At 32.7% G+C, this 24,499-nt stretch carries 23 protein-coding genes; 9 read left to right on the top strand and 14 right to left on the bottom strand.

What is annotated here, in order from left to right:
* Window positions 1–117: 117 nt before the first annotated feature.
* Complete coding sequence (locus N4A40_06750) at window positions 118–759, bottom strand: PBECR4 domain-containing protein (protein ID MCT4661546.1); 642 nt, start codon at window positions 757–759, stop codon at window positions 118–120.
* A 348-nt stretch (window positions 760–1,107) separates the two neighbouring features.
* Here N4A40_06750 and N4A40_06745 point away from each other — a divergent pair, with 348 nt between their 5' ends.
* Window positions 1,108–2,757 (top strand): hypothetical protein, encoded by a 1,650-nt coding sequence (locus tag N4A40_06745; protein MCT4661545.1) that lies wholly within the window; start codon window positions 1,108–1,110, stop codon window positions 2,755–2,757.
* Window positions 2,758–2,760: 3 nt separating this feature from the next.
* Here N4A40_06745 and N4A40_06740 read toward each other — a convergent pair whose 3' ends face one another.
* Both N4A40_06740 and N4A40_06735 read right to left on the bottom strand, forming a co-directional pair.
* Window positions 2,761–4,524: a sigma 54-interacting transcriptional regulator gene (locus tag N4A40_06740; protein MCT4661544.1), complete on the bottom strand. Its 1,764-nt coding sequence runs from the start codon at window positions 4,522–4,524 to the stop codon at window positions 2,761–2,763.
* A gap of 175 nt (window positions 4,525–4,699) precedes the next feature.
* On the bottom strand, window positions 4,700–6,136 hold the full coding sequence (locus tag N4A40_06735; protein MCT4661543.1) for a TIGR00366 family protein: 1,437 nt from the start codon (window positions 6,134–6,136) through the stop codon (window positions 4,700–4,702).
* 308 nt (window positions 6,137–6,444) lie between these two features.
* Here N4A40_06735 and N4A40_06730 point away from each other — a divergent pair, with 308 nt between their 5' ends.
* Window positions 6,445–7,551 carry an NAD/NADP octopine/nopaline dehydrogenase family protein gene (locus N4A40_06730; protein MCT4661542.1) on the top strand — a complete coding sequence of 369 codons (1,107 nt, stop codon included), beginning with the start codon at window positions 6,445–6,447 and terminating at the stop codon, window positions 7,549–7,551.
* Here N4A40_06730 and N4A40_06725 read toward each other — a convergent pair.
* The 6 genes from N4A40_06725 to N4A40_06700 all read right to left on the bottom strand — a co-directional run bounded on the left by N4A40_06725 (window position 7,544) and on the right by N4A40_06700 (window position 12,501).
* Window positions 7,544–8,470: an AEC family transporter gene (locus N4A40_06725; protein ID MCT4661541.1), complete on the bottom strand. Its 927-nt coding sequence runs from the start codon at window positions 8,468–8,470 to the stop codon at window positions 7,544–7,546. The two genes, N4A40_06730 and N4A40_06725, sit on opposite strands and share 8 nt — an antisense overlap.
* A gap of 11 nt (window positions 8,471–8,481) precedes the next feature.
* Window positions 8,482–8,829 carry a hypothetical protein gene (locus tag N4A40_06720; GenBank protein MCT4661540.1) on the bottom strand — a complete coding sequence of 116 codons (348 nt, stop codon included), beginning with the start codon at window positions 8,827–8,829 and terminating at the stop codon, window positions 8,482–8,484.
* An 88-nt stretch (window positions 8,830–8,917) separates the two neighbouring features.
* Window positions 8,918–9,286 carry a hypothetical protein gene (locus N4A40_06715; GenBank protein ID MCT4661539.1) on the bottom strand — a complete coding sequence of 123 codons (369 nt, stop codon included), beginning with the start codon at window positions 9,284–9,286 and terminating at the stop codon, window positions 8,918–8,920.
* 203 nt (window positions 9,287–9,489) lie between these two features.
* On the bottom strand, window positions 9,490–10,968 hold the full coding sequence (locus N4A40_06710) for an aldehyde dehydrogenase family protein (GenBank protein ID MCT4661538.1): 1,479 nt from the start codon (window positions 10,966–10,968) through the stop codon (window positions 9,490–9,492).
* Between the two features lie 137 nt (window positions 10,969–11,105).
* Window positions 11,106–11,543 (bottom strand): hypothetical protein, encoded by a 438-nt coding sequence (locus N4A40_06705; protein ID MCT4661537.1) that lies wholly within the window; start codon window positions 11,541–11,543, stop codon window positions 11,106–11,108.
* 241 nt (window positions 11,544–11,784) lie between these two features.
* Complete coding sequence (locus N4A40_06700) at window positions 11,785–12,501, bottom strand: NYN domain-containing protein (GenBank protein ID MCT4661536.1); 717 nt, start codon at window positions 12,499–12,501, stop codon at window positions 11,785–11,787.
* Window positions 12,502–12,648: 147 nt separating this feature from the next.
* On the opposite strand from N4A40_06700, the gene N4A40_06695 reads away from it, so the two are divergent.
* A complete protein-coding gene (locus N4A40_06695; protein ID MCT4661535.1) occupies window positions 12,649–13,512 on the top strand; it encodes a WYL domain-containing protein in 864 nt (287 codons plus the stop codon).
* 1 nt (window position 13,513) lies between these two features.
* Here N4A40_06695 and N4A40_06690 read toward each other — a convergent pair whose 3' ends face one another.
* Window positions 13,514–13,879 (bottom strand): Rid family hydrolase, encoded by a 366-nt coding sequence (locus tag N4A40_06690; protein ID MCT4661534.1) that lies wholly within the window; start codon window positions 13,877–13,879, stop codon window positions 13,514–13,516.
* Window positions 13,880–14,016: 137 nt separating this feature from the next.
* Window positions 14,017–14,379 (bottom strand): HIT family protein, encoded by a 363-nt coding sequence (locus tag N4A40_06685; protein ID MCT4661533.1) that lies wholly within the window; start codon window positions 14,377–14,379, stop codon window positions 14,017–14,019.
* A gap of 156 nt (window positions 14,380–14,535) precedes the next feature.
* Here N4A40_06685 and N4A40_06680 point away from each other — a divergent pair, with 156 nt between their 5' ends.
* The 3 genes from N4A40_06680 to N4A40_06670 all read left to right on the top strand — a co-directional run bounded on the left by N4A40_06680 (window position 14,536) and on the right by N4A40_06670 (window position 17,162).
* Window positions 14,536–15,411 (top strand): methionyl aminopeptidase, encoded by an 876-nt coding sequence (locus N4A40_06680; GenBank protein ID MCT4661532.1) that lies wholly within the window; start codon window positions 14,536–14,538, stop codon window positions 15,409–15,411.
* Window positions 15,412–15,693: 282 nt separating this feature from the next.
* The gene (locus N4A40_06675; protein ID MCT4661531.1) at window positions 15,694–16,344 is read left to right on the top strand and encodes a VTT domain-containing protein; all 651 of its coding nucleotides are present in this window, start codon (window positions 15,694–15,696) and stop codon (window positions 16,342–16,344) included.
* Window positions 16,344–17,162 (top strand): rhodanese-like domain-containing protein, encoded by an 819-nt coding sequence (locus N4A40_06670; protein MCT4661530.1) that lies wholly within the window; start codon window positions 16,344–16,346, stop codon window positions 17,160–17,162. Before N4A40_06675 ends, N4A40_06670 begins: the two co-directional genes overlap by 1 nt.
* A gap of 197 nt (window positions 17,163–17,359) precedes the next feature.
* Here N4A40_06670 and N4A40_06665 read toward each other — a convergent pair whose 3' ends face one another.
* Together N4A40_06665 and N4A40_06660 are read right to left on the bottom strand one after the other, a co-directional pair.
* Window positions 17,360–19,408, bottom strand: coding sequence for a hypothetical protein (locus N4A40_06665; protein MCT4661529.1), 2,049 nt, complete (start codon window positions 19,406–19,408; stop codon window positions 17,360–17,362).
* Between the two features lie 95 nt (window positions 19,409–19,503).
* On the bottom strand, window positions 19,504–20,082 hold the full coding sequence (locus N4A40_06660; GenBank protein MCT4661528.1) for a TetR/AcrR family transcriptional regulator: 579 nt from the start codon (window positions 20,080–20,082) through the stop codon (window positions 19,504–19,506).
* A gap of 155 nt (window positions 20,083–20,237) precedes the next feature.
* Between N4A40_06660 and N4A40_06655 the strand changes: the two genes are divergently transcribed.
* Together N4A40_06655 and N4A40_06650 are read left to right on the top strand one after the other, a co-directional pair.
* On the top strand, window positions 20,238–21,611 hold the full coding sequence (locus N4A40_06655; GenBank protein ID MCT4661527.1) for an MATE family efflux transporter: 1,374 nt from the start codon (window positions 20,238–20,240) through the stop codon (window positions 21,609–21,611).
* Window positions 21,612–21,717: 106 nt separating this feature from the next.
* A complete protein-coding gene (locus N4A40_06650; protein ID MCT4661526.1) occupies window positions 21,718–23,310 on the top strand; it encodes an ABC transporter ATP-binding protein/permease in 1,593 nt (530 codons plus the stop codon).
* A gap of 58 nt (window positions 23,311–23,368) precedes the next feature.
* Here N4A40_06650 and N4A40_06645 read toward each other — a convergent pair whose 3' ends face one another.
* On the bottom strand, window positions 23,369–23,866 hold the full coding sequence (locus N4A40_06645; GenBank protein MCT4661525.1) for a hypothetical protein: 498 nt from the start codon (window positions 23,864–23,866) through the stop codon (window positions 23,369–23,371).
* Window positions 23,867–24,203: 337 nt separating this feature from the next.
* Here N4A40_06645 and N4A40_06640 point away from each other — a divergent pair.
* Window positions 24,204–24,499 (top strand): hypothetical protein (locus N4A40_06640; protein ID MCT4661524.1); only part of this gene is annotated, 296 nt, incomplete at its 3' end.

Genomic DNA, 24,499 nt, shown 5'->3' with positions numbered 1-24,499 from the left:
AAATAAAGGGTTATTTCAAAATAGATAATTGTATCTGTTTTGAAATAACCCTCTTTATTTAAATTAAAACATAGAAATTCTATACTTTCTAAGTTATAGAACCATAAATATTGATATCTAACCCTTAGATTCTATAATGACTTTTTCAACTTCATATCTTTTCTGTCCCTGCATGAACTTTTCTTTTTCCTCTATCAGCAATGTTCGCGGAAATAAAAGTTCCATATCCTCAGATATTTCATAATGCTCCCTTGGAACATCTACTCCTAAATGTACATATGTGCTATTTATTGTTTCTGTAATCATATACTTTGATTTTACATAGGTTGACGGAACAACTAAATCAGGATTAAACCTAATAACTTTAGGATCCTGTAATATATCGTAAATGGTTGCTAGATACCTCATTCTTTTCTTTGCATTTTTAAAATGCATATTCTTCTTAGATGCATCCATTTTTTTTATTTCTTTTTTATCCCACTTACCGATCTCAATATTTTCAAATATATCCAGCGCACCGTATTTTCGCGGGACGCATTTATCTATACCTGTAAGATGTGCAAAATTCCCCTTGTGAAAGCTAATAGTCAAAACACAACTATCTCCAATTTCATCTCGGCATAAATATGTAAAGTTTCTACTGCACAAATACGTCTCATAATACGCTGCTAAATCCGACAAGCAAAACTGATCAAACGTTGGAGCCCTCTTCTGACCTACAAATATTTTAGAAGAAACTAAGTCACTTAAAAGATTCATTGCAATATTCCCCTTTGAAGCTCAAGTTCATTTTACACCTTTTAAAACTTAAGTTATAAAAAAAGACATTGGTGTACAATGTCTGGATGACAATCTGATTGTTACCGTCAGATCCGGTGCTACGTAGATTTTAGCGACCCCTACGCGGGTATGCAAAGCCATCCTTATTTGCACGATCTATTTCAAGACCCAAATATATTATACCACTCTGAACATAAAATTCAACACCTTATGCAAAATTTAAGAATTATTTTTTGAAAATTTACAAGTTGATACAAATTTTCAAATGGGTATATACATAATATATGTCATCGCTCTAATACCAATACCAATGAGGAGGTAATTTTCGTGAAAAGAATATCAGTTTTATTTACTACACTGCTCATCTTTTTCATCATGACTCCGATTTCATTAGCAGAAACTGAAGACAACAACACCTACGAAAATGCAGATGTTTTACAAATCAATTCAAGTGATTCTGGTTATATAAGCCAGGATTTACCTTCTGGAAAAGATTACTATGACTACTATAAGATAACCACACCATCAGATGGTAGCTTAAATGTTCAAATTTCATCTAGTGCCCCACTTTATGACGTCAGATTAAATCTAATACAGACAAACGGGGTCGCTGTTCTAGTAAATTTTGACACCGCTAGAGATTACGATTATAGCGGCGGATACACTGTTTCAGGCTCTACATTGGCCAAAGGAACTTATTATGTACAAATAGTTGGTGACGATGATCCAGCCAGCTATTCTATATCAAATACATTTACACCTATACCTCAAGCAAATGATGAAGTTGAAACAAATGAAAATGACTCAGTTGATACTGCAATGAATCTAGGATTAAATACCGTCAAAGAAGGTCATATGGGATATAGATCTGATATTGGAATTTACGATTCTTATGACTACTATAAATTAACCCTGTCTGAATCTGGTTCCTTAGATATCTCCATCATAGCAAATGAAATATTTGATGATGTCAGGTTGACTAGACTTCAAGACAATGGTGTTTTAGTTTTGGTAAATTTCGATACAGCTAGAGACTACGATGGAAGCGATGGTGGATATCGAGTTTTCGACAATAATCTAGATTCAGGAGACTATTACCTGATGATTCACAGAAAACTTGACCTTGCTGGTGGTTATACTATAAATACAAGCTCTAGTGTATCAGATGGCTCTTCTCCAGAACCTCAGCCAGAACCAGAATCTGAGCCTGAACCAACGCCTGAGCCAGAACCAGAGCCTGGAGATAAAACTTATGAATCATGGACTAAAACTAGTACTGACAATATCTCAAAACAAAAAACTTGGACTATAGTGTTTAACGATGATATCAATAAAGATTATCTAACTTCCGACTATATTTATGTAAAAGATTCTAGTGGGGAAAAATTAAATACAGAATTGGGTTTAGATACAAATAAAAAAGTGCTCGTCTCAAGCCCAGCGTTAGATTATGAATCTGGTAAAACTTACACTCTATACATTGAATCTTCTATAAAATCATCGGATAATAAATCTCTATCTAATGGTATAAAAATGAAATTCACCATAGAGGGCGAATCTGAAACTCCATCTTATAATGAAGGTACTTTAACTCACAATGGTTTCGATTTCTCAGAAGCTGAACTCAGACTTGATGATGTAGAGTGGGATGCTGAATTCGACGCTAGAAAAGATGGATCTTTAGTTTTTTGGGAACCTGTTTTAGGCGACCAATACGAAGAAGGACTTTGGATTAGATATGGCGATGAAAATATACTAAAAAATGTAACTGCCGATCTCGGCCAAGTTTCTTTCGATTCTGTAAAAAATATTTCCGATGCCGAATTTACAGAAGCTGCTCCTAAACTCATCGTTGGGCACATTTATATAGTAAAAACCCGTGAAAATGGATATGCCAAAATAGAAGTTTTGTCATTAGATGAAACTAATGTTACAGCAAGTATACGCTGGATTTACAGTAGTTCTGGAGATTTCTAGAATTTAATTTTCGCTCAATTTTCTATAAAGAGTCGCTCTACTTATCCCCAAAGCTTGAGCGGCTTTTGTTTTACCTTCCACACTATTACCATAATAGTCCACAGCTATCTTTATCTGGCTCAAAACTGTCTCCTCTAATGGCCTAATCATCTTTTCCTCTTCTATTTGGATTCTATCAGCATTATCATAAAGTCTAGATGGGATATGTCCTATTCCAATATAATCTTGTGTTGTCATATTCGCCGCATATTCTAATACGTTTTGAAGTTCTCTAACGTTACCAGGCCAATCGTACTCCATGAAAAGAGTCATAACATCTTGGCTAACTCCCTTTATGTTTTTACTTAGTATTTCATTATATCTATTTAAAAAATATTTTATTAATTGATCCAAATCTTCAAGACGTTCTCTAAGTGGTGGAACAACTATTGGAATGACATATAATCTATAAAATAAGTCTTCTCTAAATTCACCAGTTACGATCATTTTCTCTAAATCTTTATTCGTTGCAGCTATTATTCTAACGTTTATAGGTATACTCTTCGATGCCCCTATTTTGTCTATTTTCCGCTCTTGTATGACCCTAAGTAATTTTGTCTGGAGATGAAGCGGCATTTCACCTATTTCATCTAAAAACAACGTTCCACCATCAGCTAGTTGAAATTTGCCTAATTTTCCACCTTTTTTAGCACCAGAAAAAGCGCCTTCCTCATAGCCAAATAATTCGCTTTCCAAAAGACTATCAGGAATAGCTGCACAGTTTACGGCTACAAATGGACCTTTAGCAACACTGCTTGCTCCATGTATTGCCCTTGCTATTAACTCTTTTCCAGTTCCACTTTCTCCACAAATACTTATTGTAGATAGTCCTTTAGACACTCTAAGTGCTTTTCGCTTCAATGTCTTCATAGAATTACTATCTCCTATTAGCTCATCAAATCCAGTTTCTATGTGACCATTGTACAAGTCATTAACTTCTTCATACACATCCTTTAATTTTTTTATAGTTATAATAGCTCCGCAATTCTTATTGCCAACTAGTATTCTTCTGCCAGAAACAAGCGTATGTACTGATTTTTTTTGATTATCTATCCTCAGTTCTCTGTTCTTAAAATTCGTTCCATTCTCTATCAATTCATCTAAATCTCTTAGCACCAAGAAATCACTTATAGAACGATTATCATAGCTCATAGCCTTTATTCCAAACAATTCATATGCCTTGGTGTTTATATATATGATTTCTCCTAACTCATCAATAGCAACAAGCCCTCCATCGATGGTGTCTATTATAGAAATAAGTCTCTGTCTTAAAACCATTAGTTGCTTATTTTTTTCTCTCTCTTTTAATTTACTCAAAAGTAAATCTGACATCTGATCTATAAACTCTGAATAATACACTCTTTTTTCCAATAGTTTTTCTTTAGCCGATTTAGAATCTGCTAAAATACCTATGCTTCCAATCACCTTGCCTTGATATTTTATAGGGACACCAACTATAGCTAGAACATAACACTGCTCCCTCTTCTTACATGTTCTGCAACCTTCGTGTTGATCTAAATCTTCTAGTACAATCGACTCGCCTGAAATCATAACTTTTCTCAGTATTGATCGCTCACTCAAGCAATCCAGCTCTGAAACTTTAATTTGTTCACTATCTCCCAGTAGCCTATTGTCGAGATCACTTATTATAACTTGCATTTCGAGTACTGATGCTATTATCAATGCTGTTTTTTGAACATAGTCCCTTATTTCCGATAAAACTATCATATAGATCCCTTCTTCACAATCAAATTGGTGGAATTCCTATTCTCTATCAGCTTTAGTGCCTATTGTCAAATAAAAATTCCACCTTCATCTATTATCATTATATCAGTTTTCTATTTCATATACTAATTATATGAATTTATCAGCAATAATTTACCTAAAATAAATTATTCTATTGCTAGAATGGTCCCCAGTTTATAGTTGCTGCAATTGCTAAAATAGCAAGAATCCATATAGTCCACTTCAGCACAAGTCCTGATGCATATTTAAACCATTTAGGAAAAGAAATTCCTGCAAGACCTATAGATGCCATAACTACTGGATGTGTCGGTGTTATCATATTCCAGTATCCATCCCCAGCTTCAAATGCCAAAACAGCAATTTGACGAGTAACTCCAGTTATATCACTAAGCGATGACATAATTGGCATTACAACAACCGCTTGCCCTGTTGATGATGGAATTACAAAATTTATAAAACCCTGTGCTATATACATTCCCCATGCGGCAAATATATTATTCAATTGACTTAATGGAATTGACAATGCATATACTATAGTATCCATTATCTTTCCATCTTGAGTCACTACCAATATAGCTCTAGACAATCCCACTAAAACAGCGGCACTAGTCATATCTGCTGCTCCATTCATAAATTCCTTTGCAATTTTATCTATATTTCCATTATAAGTTATAAATCCTACTACTAATCCCATACCCATAAAAAGTGCTGATATTTCTTTAAAATACCATCCATACTTAAGTACTCCAAATATTAATAATCCAATAGTCGCAATCAATACAGCTAGTACTAATTTGTGTTTTGATGTCATCTCTGAATGAAACTCTTCTTGTTGCTTTTTCAATTTTTCCATAGTCTCCGCATCAAGTTTTTCTCCACCTTGTGCTTTAACTTTTTTTGCATACCTAACCGTATGATGTATAGCTATCGCAAGTCCACCAAACATAACAACTAATCTAAGTCCCAATCCAGAAAACAATGGTAGCTGTGCTATTCCCTGAGCTATTCCAGTATTGAATGGATTTAGTGGTCCTGCTGAATATCCACAATACACCCCAACTACTACCATGGCTACTCCTACCACCGAATCAAATCCTAACGCAAGTGAAACAGTCACAAGAACCGCTACAAACGGCAACGTCTCTTCAGCCATTCCAAATGTAGCTCCACAAATTGCAAATGCTGTCATAACTATAGATATTAGAAGCGTTTCACGCCCTTCCATCTTTCGAATTAATTTACCAAGCGCTGCATTTATAGCACCACTTTTGGTTACCAATCCAAATACTCCACCTATAACAAATACAAATGCTATAATTTCTGATGCACTAGTCATTCCTCTGTAAACAGATGACAATAACCCAATTAAATTTATTGGCGTTTGCTCTACTGATTGATAAGATCCTGGTACAACTAGTGTTCTCTGTGTAGCTTCATCAACTACCCTTTGAAATTCTCCTGCTGGTACAATGTAAGTCATAAGTGCAACAAATGCAATCATCATAAATAGGAGTGCCGCTGTATTTGGCATTGAAAAACCTTTCCTCTTGACGATTTTTTTCTCTTCTTTTACCTTTTGAGCCTGACTTCCCATACTACCCCTCCAATATTCTTGTTTAGTATTTTTTTAGTATTTTGTTCTAGGAAAATAGCATCCCCGTTGAACTAATAATTTAGCAAATACTATGCCACAATTTATTTTCTTCAAAGTTAGTTTTCATGCGGTTTTGTTCGTTATTTTTATGACAATATTCTCATATTGATAATATCTATTTCTCAAATCGAGAATGTTTCTATATTTGAGAAATTAATTTATTTTTCATGCCTATTTTTAGCGATTTTAACTTGGCATCATTATTGCTATGAAATATTGTATAAATTTCTTATTTAGGAGGTTATACTATGAAAAAAATTACCATAATAGGAGCTGGAAATGGTGGAATGACCGCTGCATATCACTTCGCCAAATTAGGTCATTCAATCTGTCTATATGACTCTCCAGATTTCGATACTCAAATAAAAGCTGTACAATCTTCAGGACAAATTGAGGCAGTTGATAGTCTGCATGACTGCAATATGCTATTTGCTGGAACCGCCAAAATTGACAAAGCCACTACTGATATAGAAGAAGCTGTATCGTATTCAGATTTACTTGTAATGGTTTGTCCTTCATTTGCTCAAGAAATTCTATTCGAAAAAATGCTTCCGCATCTAAAAACTGATCAAACACTTATTCTCATGCCTGGAAACTATGGAGGGCTAGTTTTAAACAATATGAAAAAAAACAAAGGTTACGATGATTTATCCATAACCTTTGTTGATTCCATAAGTATTCCATGGGCCTGCAGAATTGTATCACCAGGCAAAATAGCTATCATGGGTATAAAAGAATTTCTTCCTATGAGTATTTTTCCTAAAACTCAAAGTTCTACTGTAAAAGAAAAAATTGAATCATGTTTCCCAATACCTATCGAAATTCTAGGTCATCCTATAATTGCAGGTCTAGAAAACATCAATTTTGGTGGGCATCCTTTATTAACTACATTAAATATAGGTCTTCTCGAAAATTTCGAAGGTAATTTCAATTACTACAAAGATTGCTGTAGCCCAGCTACTGCAAATGCTGCTGCAAAAATGGATTGTGAACGATTATCTGTTGGAAACGCTCTAGATATAAATCTCAGAACTGAGCTAGAAGCTATGAATGCACTCTATGATTCAAATGCCCAATCAGTTTATGAATTCAATAGAGCCTCTACAACTCATGCAAAAATCCAAAGTGCTCCAGCTAGTTCTAAATCGCGTTACATCACAGAAGATGTAGCTTATCTTTTAGTTCCGTGCTATGAACTTGCAGCTCTAGCTGGCATAAGAGTTCCAATAGTAGAATCTTGTATCCATATAGCATCTGCTTACAATGATACTGATTATTTCAAAACGGGACGCACTCTTGAAAAAATGGGTCTAGGCAATACGAGCTTAAGTGATTTAAAAGACCGCATTAGATAAAAACTGTACTGTATATCGGTATTATAATAAGTGTTAGAAGCGTAGACAGCGCAACCATAAATGCTGCATATTCAGCATTAGCCTCGTAGTAATCTGATACTAGTGCTGATTGAGTAATTATAGGCATGCTAGCTTCTATTTTAAATACCGTCTCTAACAAACTAGGAAGTTCTACAAATGAAAGTACAAAACACATAATTACAGGGGCGATTAGAAATCGCCCTATTAATATGCCATAACCACATCTATCTAATCTTATACCTTTAAAATCTATTTCAGAAATAACCGTACCTATAAATAGCATTGCTAGAGGTGTTGTTAACTGACCCATATATGAAAATGATTTTTCAACAAAATACGGTAGTCTAATTCCACTAATCACAAGAAACGCGCCTATTAAAAACCCTATTAATGGTGGTGAAAAAACCCGTCTCACAGTCTCTACACCACTTATGCGTTCATTCTTTCTTCCTGACTGCCTAATGCCGTATACTCCTACAGTCCAAAATAATATTGTATTTGCCATATAAAATAAAAACACAAATGGAGCGCTTTCTTCTCCTAATAGTGACATATTCATAGGTAAACCTATAAATATAGCATTTGCAAATGCCATCATGGTACAAAAAAGGCCTCTTTTACGAGGCTCTATTTTTATAATAATACATATTATCCTTGCTATAATATAGGTCAGTCCAATACTCAAAAATGCAACTATTATACCGCCAAGAGACTCAACTAACATCTCTTTTGTAAATCTAGTTGGAAGACTTACAATCATCATAAGGGGCAGTGCATAGCCTACTACAAGTTTTGAAAACACTTTATTCGTATCTTTATTCAAAACGCCTTTTTTGGCTAAAAACACTCCAATACCAATCATTGTAAATATCATTAAAAGACTATCAAAACTTCCCATTCTCTTCTCCTCTATCCAGCTTGAACGCCATTAGGTACTTCTTTTTCTGGCTGAGCTAACACAGGTGTTATTCCGTCGTTGTATCCAATATCGAAAAGCATGCCTTCTGAAACTTCACCAAACATTTTCTTTGGAGCTAAGTTTACTACAAACAAAGCTTGTTTTCCTTTTATTTCAGTTGGATCTTCTCTCTCTTCTTTGATTCCAGCAAGTATAGTTCTTTTAAACTCTCCAAAATCAACTGTCAATTTCATTAATTTGTCAGATTTTTCTATAGACTCTACCTCTTCGATTAATCCGACTCTAATATCAATTTTATCCAAAACATCAAAATTGATATTTGGTTTTACCTCTGCCATGTCATTCACTCCTTAAATTTAAAAAATCTGTATACAAAACTCATTTTACCTCATAAGTATAACATATTTTGAATAATAAATCCTTATTTCACGATTTTTCCCGGCCCAATAATAGTATGATCAAAAACGCTACTAGCGAGACATAACAAAGGGGAATCTCCATAAAACTTGGACAATTTTCAAATCCCAATAGTTGATTGTAACTAAACCATACTGCCAATCCAATTCCTGAAAATCCACCTGCATAAAAGCAAATTATCTTTATCCTTAAATCATCCCAGTCAAATTGTGAAATCCTAACGAGCAAAAACGATACCAGTACCAAATAGCACGCCGGCACTCCCCAAAATAAAGGACAAAAACTTTCAGTTATAAATTCCATGCTAACTAAAAATATAGATACAATAATTCCTAGTATAGAAATAATTGTAGTAATTGTTTTTCTACCAATCTTCATAAAATACCTTCTTTCAGAAAATTTCTACTAATCCCTTTAATATTTACCCCGATATATTTTTTTTACTACATTTTTCTAATCACAAAAAAGAACCTCAATTCAAAGTTTCATTTTATAAAATGAAATTTCGACTCAAGGTTCTCTTATTAATTAATAATTTGTATATATTTTATTTTACGGATTTTCCATGGCTAATAGATTTTCTAGTAAAATCCTAGACGGTTTTCACTCAAGCTAATCATAATATTTTTCTTCTGAGTGTAATGTTCCATAATCATGGCATGTGTCTCTCTACCAAGTCCTGATTGTTTGTATCCACCAAATGGAGTTCCCGCCGGTAAATTATTATAGTCATTAACCCACATTTTACCAACTTCAACTGCTCTAGCAACTCTGATTGCTCTGTTTATATCCTTCGTCCAAACAGCTCCGGCCAAACCATAGTTTGTATCATTTGCCATTTCTATTACTTCTTCTTCTGTTTTAAACTTAATAATAACAGCAACTGGCCCGAAAATTTCTTCTCTAGCAATAGTCATATCATTTGTAACATCTACAAATAATGTTGGCTGAATATAGTATCCATTGTCAAAATCTCCACCTGTAATAGCTTCGCCACCGCAAACTACTTTAGCGCCTTCATTCTTGCCTGTTTCAATATATCCTAATACTTTTTCATACTGCTTCTTGTTTATTAGCGATCCCATCTGAGTAGTCATTTCTAGTGGATTTCCAACATTTACTTTATTAAATTCTTCGATAGCTTGTGCTACAAACTTATCATATATATCTTCGTGGACAAATACTCTAGAACCAGCACAACAAACTTGTCCTTGATTAAATAGTATTCCTAATTGCAAGCCTTCTATAGCCTTGTCCCATGGACAATCTGGGAAGTAAATATTAGCTGATTTACCACCAAGCTCAAGTGTAGCTGGTATTAATCTCTTTGCTGCAGCATCTGCTATAGCATGTCCCGTTCTCGTCGATCCTGTAAATGCTAACTTGTCAATTCCCTCATGCTGACGTAAATAATCTCCTGAATTAGGGCCTTCACCCGTTACAATATTTATAACACCAGCTGGCACTAAATCTTCTATAAGTTTCATAAATTCTAATATACTTATAGACGTAAACTCTGATGGCTTGATTACAGCACAGTTTCCTGATGCAATCAATGGTGCTATTTTCCACGCTGCCATAAGCAATGGGAAGTTCCAAGGTATAATTTGACCAACTACGCCAATAGGCTCTCTTAAAATCATGCTAAGAGTATTGGGATCTATCATAACACTCTCGCCTTCCATAGTTCTCGCAACACCTGCAAAATACCTAAAATGATCTGAACTCCAAGGTACATCTATAGCTGATGTTTCTCTAATAGGTTTGCCGTTATCAAGAGTCTCTATCATAGCAAATTTCTCTGCATTTTCATCCAATCTATCTGCGATTTTCAAGAGAATATTTGATCTCTCCTGAGCTGTTACATCCTTCCAAGTTTTAAATGCTTTTCTCGCTGCTGCAACTGCCAAATCAACATCTGCCGGACTAGCTTCTACGCATGTAGTAAGAATCTCTCCTGTTACCGGTGATATAGATTCAAATGTATTTCCATCTACACCATCTACCCACTTTCCATCAATGTACAATTTGTAACTCTTATCAATATAATTTTTCAACATGTATCACTCCTTAACAGTATTCTCCCTCTTCGAAATCTAGTATATAGAACAAGTCTATGATTTCTATCTGTTAATTGTGTGATATTTATGCTATTTTTTACCATAATGTATAATAAATATATAGCTGCTTATTATTTTTAATTTTCTAATTGTTCTATTCGCTCTTCTATTTTTTTTATTTTTTCATTTGCGTCTTCAATTGTAGCTGGGACAAATTCTTTCATTTTGAGACCACGAGTTCTATAACTCGCTTTCTCACTATCTGTCATTATTTTCCAAGCTTCTTTCCATTCTAACCCTTCAAGTCTTTTATACTCTTTAATTTTATTTTCCAAATCATCTTTTAATGATTCAAGTTTTTCAATTTCTTCTTTATTTATATCCCTGCTATCTATCCAAACCATTGTGTCCATATTCAAACGCTCTGAATTTTTTGAAAACACATTTGTTCTAACCAATACTTCTTTTCCATCGTATTTTATGACATCGTAACTATATGCTATCCTAGGATACGCTATAATAGCAGCAATGATTAGAAGCACTACAATTATTATTATTTTATATTTCTTTTTCAAAATCATCCCTACTTTCTTTATAATTTTATAACCACGTTTATCATAACACGAATAATCTGCTATTTGCTGATTTTAATATATTTTTAAGAATAGAAAAAAGGCCATCGCCAGCATGTCAATATATACTTAGTTGACATGTTGGCTATGACCTCTTTATCTTTGCAAGAAATTTGCTCCGTTCACGAGTTTTTTACGTTGCAGTCTTTATTATATATGCTACGAGTCTTTTTTTCAAGTAATCTTATTTTTCTACTATCCTAATGTATATGTGAACATTAGAAGATTGGTCGTTAAAACGCTCTTCGCGAATCTCAATATACTCCAAAGACTTAACTAATTTGCCTAATTTTTCAAACCCATAATTTCTAGGATCAAACGAAGGATTGTTCTTTGTAATATAGGCCCCTACTCCCGAAAGCAAAGCCCATCCTCCATCATCTGATACCGCATCTATAGCTGTAGATACCAAATCCTCTAATTTTCTATCTAGTAAACTCTGATCATCAATCTTGTCCTTGCGTCCCAAATTTTCTGTAAAAATAAATTTATCACAAGCCGATATAAAAGCTTCTGGAGTTTTTTGCTCTCCAAATCCATATACGACTAGTCCATCTTCTCTGATTCTCGTAGCTAATCTTGTAAAATCACTATCTGATGAAACTAGACAGAAACCATCTAAATTACCAGTATGAAGCAAATCCATAGCATCTATTATGAGTGCCGAATCCGTAGCATTTTTACCCGTAGTATAACTAAATTGCTGAATAGGCTGTATTGCATGTCTGTGCAAATACGGTTTCCAGCTCTTGAGCCTCTCTGTTGTCCAATCACCATAGGCTCTCTTTATTGTTGACACTCCAAACTTCGACACTTCTTCTAACAATTTCGAACAGGCTCCCGCTTGAGCATTTTCTGCATCAATTAAAATCGCTAACTTGTCGCTCTTACCTCTTAGCATAATTATCACCTCTTTTCATCTATACACTACTATCCTTTTAATGAAACGGATTTAGCATCAAAATTTGCTTATACATCTATTTTATACGCTTTATGCGTTTTATACCATTGTTTTTATGATAAAATCTTTATAATAGGAGTGATTTTCGTGAAAACTAGTAGACTTTTGGCAATAACACTTTACCTTATGAACAAAAATATTGTATCTGGTAAGGTTCTCTCTGAAAAATTTGAAGTATCCGAGAGAACCATACAGCGTGATATCGAGTCTATCAATCTTGCTGGCATACCTATAGTTTCACACAGAGGTGCAAATGGAGGATACGAAATACTAAAAAGCTACAAATCATCTCACAATTCTATTGAAAATAGTGGTATTTCAGATATAAAAAAAACCATAGAATCCCTTGAAAACAATCATTCAAGCAATAACTATGGCTTTGATTTAAATATTGCAACTGAATCTGAAACTCTAACATTTAATCTAACTCAAATAGACTATTCTATAGAAAATAAAAAATGCTTATCTTTTAATTACACAAATGCTAGCGGAAATTCTTCTTTCAAAGATGTCGAACCTATCTTCTTTAAGTTCAAATGGTATACTTGGTATTTACTAACCTATGATATGAAGAAAAACCGTTATGGTATCTACAAAATATCTCGCATAAATAATTTGTCCGTAATGAACCAAGAACAACTAAACGCACATCCAAATGCTAATGAATTATTTGACCAAATAATATCTGATGACAATAGGAAATATCTAAATATACAAATTCGTTGTAAACATGAATTCGAATCTAGATTTTTAGAATACTTTCCAAAAGCTCGTAAAAAACATGTAGATTCTGAATACATTGATTTTTTCATAGAACTTCCTGAAAACGAACACATTTGGTTTGCTCATTTTTTAGGCTTTGGAAATAATATAGAAATAATAAACCCAGATATCCTTAGAAATAGAATTTTAGAACATATAAAATCTATCGCTGAAATATATAAAGATTAATCTACTTTTTATATGCAACACCATCTATTTGCACATGCAGTCCATTTGCACCTCCTGCATGTGCAAATTCTGTTCCTATAGTCTTTCTAGCTGGATAATTACCTCTAAACCTTTTTTTGAATACTTTTTCTACTATCGGCAAATTCCACACATCTCTTAAAAGCACATCTACCTTTACCACACTTTCTAAATTCAAACCTATACTTGATAATTTATCTTCCATATCATCTAGCGCACCCTCAACCTGCTGTTCTATTGTTCCACCAATATTTCCAACACAAAAATTCAAAAACACAAAATCTCCTGCTTCAACCATTTCTGAATAAATATATTCTTCGTGTATTCTATAACGTTTTATATTACTCATCAAAATCACTCCCCAAATTGTTTTTTGTATCTTTATTATAAAAAAAGAATCCCGACATCTATGTGTCTGGATTCTAAAATAATATTACTACTAAATTATCGATACCTAGTTTCGAGATAACAAAAATTACTTATACTCTAATACTTTTGTCTTTCTGGTATGACACCTCTAACTCCTCCTGTAGGATCTTCTATATCACCTCTATATCTAGGAATCAAATGAATATGCAAATGCATGATGGTTTGCCCAGCTTCCAAACCAGCATTTGATCCAATATTGTAGGCATCTGGACTAAACACTTCATCCAAATGATTTTTACAATCATCTACTAAGTCTAGTGCTGCTTTTAACTCTTCTTCTGTCATCTGAAAATAATCCGCTACATGTCTTTTTGTTATTATAAGCATATGACCCTTTGTAACTGGATATTTGTCATAAACTGCATAGCATAGCTCATTTTCAAATACATATTCTTTAATCTCGCAAAATGGACAATTCATATAAAATACTTCCTTCCCTAATATTTTACCCTTTCCCTCATATGTTTTTATTATTATACATCAAAACACATCACAAATCTAATATTACCCATATTTTTTTGCTTATGCCCAAAACCAATCTTATTTATGTTATACTTGATGTTGGAGGCGATTGATATGATGAATATAGGGCGAAATGATCAGTGCTGGTGCGGCAGCGGTAAAAAATATAAAAAATGTCATTTATCTTTTGATGAAAAATTAGAAACATTTATAGAACAAGACTACATAGTACCAACTAGAGATATGATTAAAAACAAGGAGCAAATAGAAGGTATCAAGAAATGTGCAGAAATCAACAATGCACTTTTAGATCTTTTAGAATCTAGCGTTAAAGAAGGTATGACTACTGAAGAGATCAATACCTTAGCAAATGATTTTACTTATTCACACAGTGCGATTCCTGCAGATTTAGATTATCAAGGCTTTCCCAAAAGCCTCTGCACTTCTGTAAACAATGAGGTGTGCCACGGTATTCCTAGTGAAGATGTGATTCTCAAAAATGGAGACATAATAAATGTTGATGTTACAACTATTTTTGAGGGTTACTATTCAGATGCTTCGAGAATGTTTGAAATTGGAAGTGTAAGCGACGATGCTAAAAAGCTTGTAAAAATTTCCAAAGAATGTCTAGAGAAAGGTATAGCAGCTGTAAAACCATGGAAATCTACTATCGGTGATATTGGCTATGCTGTACAAACACATGCTGAATCAAATGGATACTCTGTAGTAAGAGAATTCGGCGGTCATGGCGTAGGCCTAGCTATACACGAAGAACCTTTTATAGCTCATTTTGGAGATGCTGGTACTGACATGCTTATAGTTCCTGGAATGGTCTTTACTATAGAACCTATGATAAATGCCGGTAAAAGAGATTTGTTTATAGACAAATCTAACGGCTGGACTGCTCTTACTGTAGATGGTAGTTTATCTGCCCAGTGGGAACATACACTTCTAGTTACTGAAGATGGTGTGGAAATACTTTCTAAATAACATATAAAAACCAAATAGTTAATCTATTTAATAAGTGGTGTAAGCTTTTTTGTAATATAAAATAATATTGCGGAGGGGTTTACACCACTATGTCGTCATTGGATAAAAAAACTAAAAATCTCGATAAAAAGACTTACCGACGTTACTAATACTTTTTATCTATTAATATTTTTTATCGAAATTGTTTTTTCATAAAAATATTTATCATCATTAACTCTTGTATACATGATATCATATTTCTTGTATAAACTTGTAGCTATATGAATATCGAAGGTGATTATTTTGAAAAAACAAAATCCAGCATTCTTTTTATTAATAATTGTAGTGTTTTTAATTATAAAATCTAATACCACGGCGCAAATTTTACTCATGTTTAATCTTATGGATAAGCATCTATTAAGCGGATATATTTCTTCCTTTGGAAATATTTCTAGCATAGTTTTTGTCATAATTAGCTTTTTTAAATTTTTTTTATTTCCTCTTAAAGATTTTTTGGTTATATTTTCAGGTATGGAACTTTTCAAATCCCATCAAGTATTTGTTCTATACTATATAGGACTTATTTTAAGTTCTATCATTTGTTATCAAATAGGCAAACTATTATCTAATACTTTGTTTACAAAAAAAATATTTACTGATATAAAAACCTGGTGTTTAAAGTTTCAGATACCCGTAGTTTTCATATTCTCTCTTTGGGCAAATCCATTTTTAGATATAATAGGTTACTTGTCTGGACTATTTGAATTTGATTTTAAAAAATACATGTTCATAAGGTTGATTGCTAAAATTCCAATGACTCTTATATATATTTCTATGGGTCAAATACCAAATTCACGTTTTATGAATATAGTAAATTTATCTTTCTTTATATTTAGTTTGATAGTTATATATATTCAATATAAAAATATTAAAATTAAAGGAGTGAATCATTAATGAAGCAAAGAATTACTATGTTTTTTATAGCTATGCTCAGTATTTTATTTTTCATGACTAGCTGTAAAAGCGAACCAGTATCAGTGACTAGCGAATCCGAAATAGATCTTTCAGATTTTGAAAATCCTGATATATTTATATTGCCAAAAGATCTAAACGATATGATAGGCAACGAAAACTTGGTTATACTAGATGGAAATAAGATGAACTTATATAGCAAAGAGCACATAAAAGGTGCTGTAAATATAGGCTTTCATTCACTTTCAAACACTGAAGGTGGTCCAGGCGATCTTGGTTGGGGAACTTCACTTCCAATCAAAAATTTAAAAGAAAAATTAGAATCTCTAGGTGTAACAAATGATAAAACAGTAGTCTTGTACTCGGATGTATTTAAAGGTCCGGGCCCTGATGGTAGAAATGTATGGCAGCTTCAAATGGCTGGTCTAGATAATGTGAAATTACTATACGGAGGCCTTGGCTATTGGAAAAACTTAGGTTATGAAGTAACGGATGAAACTTTCGAACCTACAAAATCTACGGGTCTTACATTAAGCGAATATGATGAAAGCTATAGTGCGAGCAAAGATTTTGTATATAATAATTTAGATAAAATGAAAATTATTGATGTTCGTTCTAAAAAAGAATTTGATGGAAGTACTGCCGCTGGTGAAGCTAGAGGTGGACACATCAAAGGTGCTACTTGGCTAGAGTGGAAAGAGTTATTAAACGAAGATGCTACACCTAAATCACCATCTGAAATCAAAGAAATCATGGCTTCTATGGGAGTTAAACCACAAGATGATTTTGTAGTTTATTGAACTATGGGTATACGATCTGGATATGTATCCACGATCCTCAGAGCCGTGGGCTTTGACAAAGTTAGGAACTATGAAGCATCTATATATGAATGGTCTGCAGACCAAGATATGCCTATGGAATAAATAAAAAGTGCTTATTGAATATTTAATCTATTCAATAAGCACTTTTTATTATTTTAGAATACATAAATTCAGCTTTAAATTTCAGTAATGCTATCTTTTTGTATTACCAAACATTCGACATTCCCGTTGTAATCAACTATAGGCCATGCTTTAACTTGTGCTCTATAGTCTTCAAAAAATCTTTCTAGCTCTATATCTTTATCTTCTATAATCAATTTGACGTCATCTCTAAATTTGTAATTTTTCCCATCGATTGTTTCAAATGACTCTAAACCAACTATTCCATCGAATATAGAATCCTCACTTGGTACTAGCTTTATTAGTTTGCTTATATTTGAATCGCGAAGTACACCACCCTTTGCATTTGTACTGACCAAACACATATCACCAGTTTTCAAATTAAGTCTCTCTAACCCGAATTCCTCTATACCCTCTACATTATCAAAGCGCCCCGCTTTAACAGCATTCCACTGATGTATATCGCTTTTCACTCTGTCTACATCATAATTGTAAACATAGTATTTCATCTCTAATATACCATTACTTATAAAACTCCTATTATACAATGCCTTTATTCTTGTATCCATTACTAATTCGCTGTTTCCCTCTGAAACACCTAGCATAAATGGGGATTCTTCTGTCTCATTCATTTTAAGTGGTGATTTTCCATCATAGTATATATATTCATCACTATCTTCATTTTTAGAAGACATACTTGTAATTTCATTATTTTCATCTAATTTTATACCTACACTTCGTCCTATAGCATCCTCTAATGTTTCATCACTAAACCACCTAAAATCTTTTGATTTATTCAGCCACAATCGATCCTCTTTTTCAAAATCAGAGTTCTCATCTCGCTCAAAGTGATTAAATCCAATTTCAATTCTATCGTCTTCAATATTTAACAATCTGTATAAATGATTTTCCATATTCAATTTCACTAATAATTTACTTTCTACCACATAATCTCCATTAATATACTCAAATTCTACTACATCTTCCTTTCCTAACGTATAATTTTTCTCTAGTAATCGTTCATCTGCAATAAATCTTTTTTTCTCACCATTTGTGTTTTGAAGCCACAAATACTGAGTCCACTTTGATCTATTTATTGATTTCTCATCAATTATTTTTCCCGTAAATATTTTCCTATCTCTATCTATTGGTCCAAATAGCTTTACTAAATTTCCCACTAAATTTCTATATATAGCAACCTTATCTCCTTTTTTTAACTTTTCTGACTTCAAAATTTCAACATCATCTTTCTTCATATTGTTTGAAATATTAATTTTTTCGCTAGTTCCATCAATCATAAAACTGCAATTACCTTTAGCTTCATCATATGACTCAAACTCCGCTAATGCTCCAAATGCGTTTTCCATATTTAAAATTTCAATGTTTTCTAAGTATACTATTCCTAATGTTCTATCCTTTACAGAACTCATCAAGTAATTAATTTTTGTTCCATTTTGGTACTTATAAAAATTGTCTGCACTTAAATACATTGATCTATCACCAAGATAGTCATCAAACGAATCAAAAAATAGCCAAGCATCATCGTATTTAATTGCAGTAATCATACTTTTATCTTCTCTAAAATCATTTTCTGCTTTAAAATCTTTGTATCCACTATCATAATCTAATATTATGGGTGATTTATCAACTTTTACAGCAAATCCAACTTTAATCCCCGATTTTAAGTATGAATTTCCTTTAGAATAAAGATAGATTAGATCTCCTTCTTTCAAATTTGCTAAATCATTAGTTGTTAAATTAGATATTTCAATTACATCACTCTTTGTATTTTTTAATTTTGGGTCTTTAATACTAAATAATGGAATATTTAAATCTATTTCCTTTTCAATTACCTGTTTCCTTATTTTCTCTTCATCTTCTACGCCATAAGCTATTTTAGCCTTATCGCCATCAATTTCTGTAATTATAGCGCAGACTAATTGTTCTAAATTCAAATCTTTTGGTAAATTCTCAATAGTAAAATTCTCCTGCTCATTAATATTTTTTACAGAAAAAAACAACACAATCAATAATGCTACAACTATTACTCCTAAACCAAGCCACAATCTAACGTTTTTCTTGCTTTGATTAGAAACTTCCCCCATATTATCCTCTCCTATTTATTTTATTGAACTCTAACCTAATTTTACTCTGGATAATTAATGAAGTGTTTACAATCCAATGACAATTATATACGTGATTAATTAGAAAAAAGACCCATGTGCATACTGCTTGAAACCTGCTCTGAAAGTATCTTTATAACCTCCTCAGGAGTTTCCTTTTTCCCAGTTCTTATCCATTCTACCAATACATTTATAGCTATACCTGATCTAAACGCCAAGAAGTAATTGAAATGATCTATTTCAATCTCGCCATCTCCATAATATTCACTGATTCCTCGCTCTAACAAACTTACAAATGCTTCACTCAAAACCTTCCTCTGTCTAGCCATTATAAGCAGTTCTACTATTGCAGAATCTGCATACCAAAATTTTAAAAAAGGCACTATAAAAAACGATTTGAAATAATCCGGTTCTGATTTATAATATTCCTTTAGATAATCATAAAGCTCCGAAAATTTTGTATCTAATTCATATCTGAGCACATCTTCTAATCTGTCAAAATTTCTATAAAATGTTGCACGTGCAACTTCTGCGCGCTCCACTACTTCCTTTACAGTAATATCCTGAAAATTTTTTTCCTTCATACACAACTTTAGTGATTCAAAAATTCTCTCACTAGAATGTTTTGCTCTCTTGTCATTCTTGATATGATACATTTCAACTCCTCCTGTCTCTTATCTTCATTATCTATTGACTCTTTCTTGATTGAAGTATATACTATCATAAAGTTATGAGTCAAGTGTTTTATATTTATCCAGATACAAGTCATTCGTTTGATAAATATAGAATTTTGTATTAAGGAGGTAAAAATATGGAAGATAATCGTATAAAACTACTAAGCACAGGTTCTATTTCAAAAGCAGTTATGAAAATGGCTTTGCCATCAATAATAGGTCTCTTAGTACTAGCTATATACAATATAGTTGATACTATGTTCGTTGCATGGCTTGGAACACAAGCAACTGGAGCAACTCAAATAGTATTTCCGATAACTATGGCTCTAGGTGCTGTAGGACTTACATTTGGTATAGGTGGTAGTTCTTATGTATCTAGATTACTCGGTGAAAACAAAAAAGAAAGAGCAGAACAAGTTGTTTCTACCAACTTTTACAGTGCTCTCGGATTAGGTATAATAATAACTATTTTAGGAATTTTATTTATAGAACCTATTCTACGCTTATTCGGTGCTACAGATACTATGATGCCACTTTCAAGAGATTATGGTATATTCATACTTTTAGGAGCTACCGCTCAAATAACAAACATGACACTGAACAACCTACTTAGAGGTGAAGGCAGTGCTAAATTGTCAATGATAGCTATGGTAACTGGCGCTGTACTAAATATATTTTTAGACCCAATATTCATATTTGGTCTTGGACTCGGAATAAAGGGAGCCGCTATAGCTACGAGTTTATCTCAATTCGTAACTATGTTTATGCTTATCCGCCCTTATTTAGCTAAAAAAACACTATTACATTTACACTTCAAAAATGTATCATATGATTCAGAGCTAATAATAGAAGTTCTAAAAATGGGAAGTCCTTCTTTTGCTAGAAATATTCTAACAAGTGTTTCTATGGCTCTTTTAAACAACGCTGCTGCACTATATGGTTCAGATGCAGCCGTAGCCGCTATAGGTATTGTTTCTAGAACAATGATGATAGTTATGTACATCATATTTGGATTATCACAAGGCTTCCAGCCAGTTGCTGGATACAACTACGGAGCAAAATCATATACTAGATTGAAAGAAGCTCTCGATTTTACAGTAAAACTAAGCATAGGAATCAGTGTCATAAGCTGTGCTCTATTCGTTATATTTGATGAAGCTGTATTGTCCATTTACAATCCTACAGAAACTGTTATGTCAATGGGATCTGAATTCTTAGTATACTATGCTTTTTCAACTATTTTGATGGCTTATACAAATGTAATAAGCGCTTATTATCAAGCAATCGGACGAGGTATGCCTGCATTACTTCTATCGCTAGCTAGGCAAGGTATTTTCCTCATTCCAGCAATACTCATACTTCCAAAATGGTTTGAAATGACTGGAATATATGTATCTCAACCCGTTGCAGATATACTTACATTAGCTCTCACTATGGTATTGTTTATTCCTTCGCTAAATAAACTAAAACTTTTGATAAGTGAGGAAAAGCAAAGCAAACAAATTGCTTAAATAACTACGCTTACTTAATTACTAAGTATAAAAAAACTATATTTAAAATTTACTGTTGTTACTAAACTCTCTCGGTGATATTATTTATTACTGAGGGGGTTTTATTTTGAAAAAATATATTTTTAAAATAAAATTTGAAATTCTTCTTCAAATTTTATTTTCTATTGTAGAATCATTATCTCTAGCAGCGCTTGCATATCTTCCAAAGGTAATATTTGATTTAATAGCAAAGACTTCTACACATAGCACCAATGCACTATTTACGCTTATCGTTCTTTTTTGCGTTCTATCATTTGTGTCAGTAGGAGCATCCTATCTTCAAATGATATTTATTTGGAAATATGCAGTAAAATTTGAAAATCTAATAAAAAGTGATTATTTTAGTGCAATTATGAGATACGATGATATCAAATTTCACCAAAGGGATATCTCAGAATATGTATCTATACAGAGCAACGATATAATGCAAATAGAACAAGATTATCTTACACCTATAGTAAGCGCTATAAACCAAATGATCAAAATAATAGTATTTGGAATAGTTATGTTTGTAGGTATAGACTGGCGAATCGCTTCTGTAGTATTTGTATCTTCTTTAATTTCAGCAGTACTTCCTAAGTATACTGGTGCTAAAACTGCATCTAAAAGACTTGTATTTGTTGAAAAACTAGGAAACTATACAAATCTCATATATGATTTTTTCAATGGATTTCGAGAAATTAATACTAGAAATGAAAAAAATATAATAAAAGAAAATGAAAAAGCACTATCTATGACACGCCAAAGCAGATACAACTATGGTAAAAATAAATCTATATCACTTGCAATAAATAGACTAACTCGCACCATTGTTCAATTGCTTGGATTTATAATGGTAATCATACTTCTCAATCGAGGTGAAATTTCTATAGGTACATGTATAGCTACACTTGGATTTATAAATAGCTTCATCGAACCATTAGAAGAAGTTCTCTATTGCTTTACCACTATAGAAACTGTAAAAGATGTAAAAAATAAAGTTTTTGACTTGCTCTCAGAATCAAAAATAGAATCAAAAATCACAAAGAAAAATTTTGACTCAAAGCTAGAAATTCAAAATTTAAGTGTAAAAAATGGGTCATTTGCACTCAAAAATATTTCACTTACATTTGAAAAAAACAAGCGCTATGCGATCGTAGGTCACAATGGCTGTGGCAAATCCACTTTGCTAAATTCAATCATGGGCTATATAAAAACATCTTCTGGAGAAATTCTAGTAGATAAAAAGCCACTATCAATGTACAACACCGAGTGGTTAATAAACTATACACTACAAAAAGCTCATGTATTTTCAAATACCTACGAAAATAATATAACTATGTTCGGATCGTATAGCGACCTATCAGAACAAACCCTAGACAATATAGGTCTTTCAAGTAAAATCGTAAACAAAATAAAACATCAAAAAAACGCATCAAATTTAAGCGGCGGAGAAAAACAAATACTATCATATATTCGAGCTAGAAATTCTAATACTCCCATTCTTCTTATGGATGAGCCATTTTCTGCCGTAGATCAAAAATCTAAACAGCTCTTAATGAAGGATATAGCTTCACTTCATGACAAGACTATAATAATGATAACTCATGATTTAGATGAATCTCTTTTATATTTTGATGAGGTTGTTGATATGGGAAAACTACTTTTAGCTTCAAGCTAAAAAAAGTCATAGCCTGCTTTTCAGGCTATGACTAATATTCAAGTATTAACATTCTTTTCTAAATGTATTTGCTTACTCCTATACTTTCAAAATACCAGTATTTCATCTCATCTTCTCTAATAGACTCAGACATCTCCATAAATTCTGGATCATCTAATAATTTGGGATGAAAAGCAGAGCTTCTCCAAAAGGTAAGTCCTAATTTCTGAAAAATATACTCACTTGCTAAATCCCTATCAGGTTCTTCAACAATACACTCATCAAGTTTCTCTAAAGCCTCAATTATATCTTCAGCTTTGGTTTTGAACACTTCAATATCATTAAAATATACATCATAAATATCCGTCATAACATCTACCAATTCGATAGTTACTACCGTTCCACTAGCATCATATTCTATTATGATGTCGTGTTCTTTATAATCCTCTGAATAATATATATCTGACTTTCTCAAAGTTCTGTGTTCACCAGTCAATATCTCCTCTACTTCTTCCTGACTCATGCCTAAATAAATATCACCAACACCTTTATTTGGAATTATGTTTAGTCTTTTCATTTCAGTTGCACCACTTACCCTTTCTATTTGTTATTAACTATGCGCTACATGTTATTTCATCAAAATTCTATCATCTCCTAATCACGATTTCAACATGCATTTCACAAATGGTAGCTATAAGGGTATGAATGGCTAATATACTGGCTTTATTTTCCTTTTAATACCAATTTCAAAATCAATCAAAAGCTAAAAAATCATCACATATGCCATTCATGTAATAATAACTACCATTCGCGGTCTTTACATTGAATATTCCTTTGCAGAGTGCTATACTCTGCTTGTAATTAGTTTCGATTTGTTCACCAGCACTATCTTTCAGATAAAAGGATGGTTAATTATGAAATTTAGAACTTTTGTAACAAGTATTTTGATTTTAGTATTTAGCCTTACTGCATACGCTTATGATAACACTATCCATAATGTAGATGATGATGAAATATATATAAAAAATGAATTTGAAAATCTACTTGATTTACAAAGTAAAAGTAAATCAGAGCTACAGGTGTATGGGTACCACGAAGATGAAATAACTGAAATCAATAGTATTGATTTTAAAAAAGAATATGGCAAATTGAATAATTTCTCAGATCAAGCACTTATGAAAAAGGGCTATACAAATGAGCAAATTCAAAC

The sequence above is a fragment of the Tissierellales bacterium genome (genome assembly GCA_025210965.1).
GTDB lineage: Bacteria > Bacillota > Clostridia > Tissierellales > JAOAQY01 > JAOAQY01.
The sequence above is the reverse complement of the archived record's forward strand: the minus strand, read 5'-3'. Positions and strand labels throughout refer to the sequence as shown.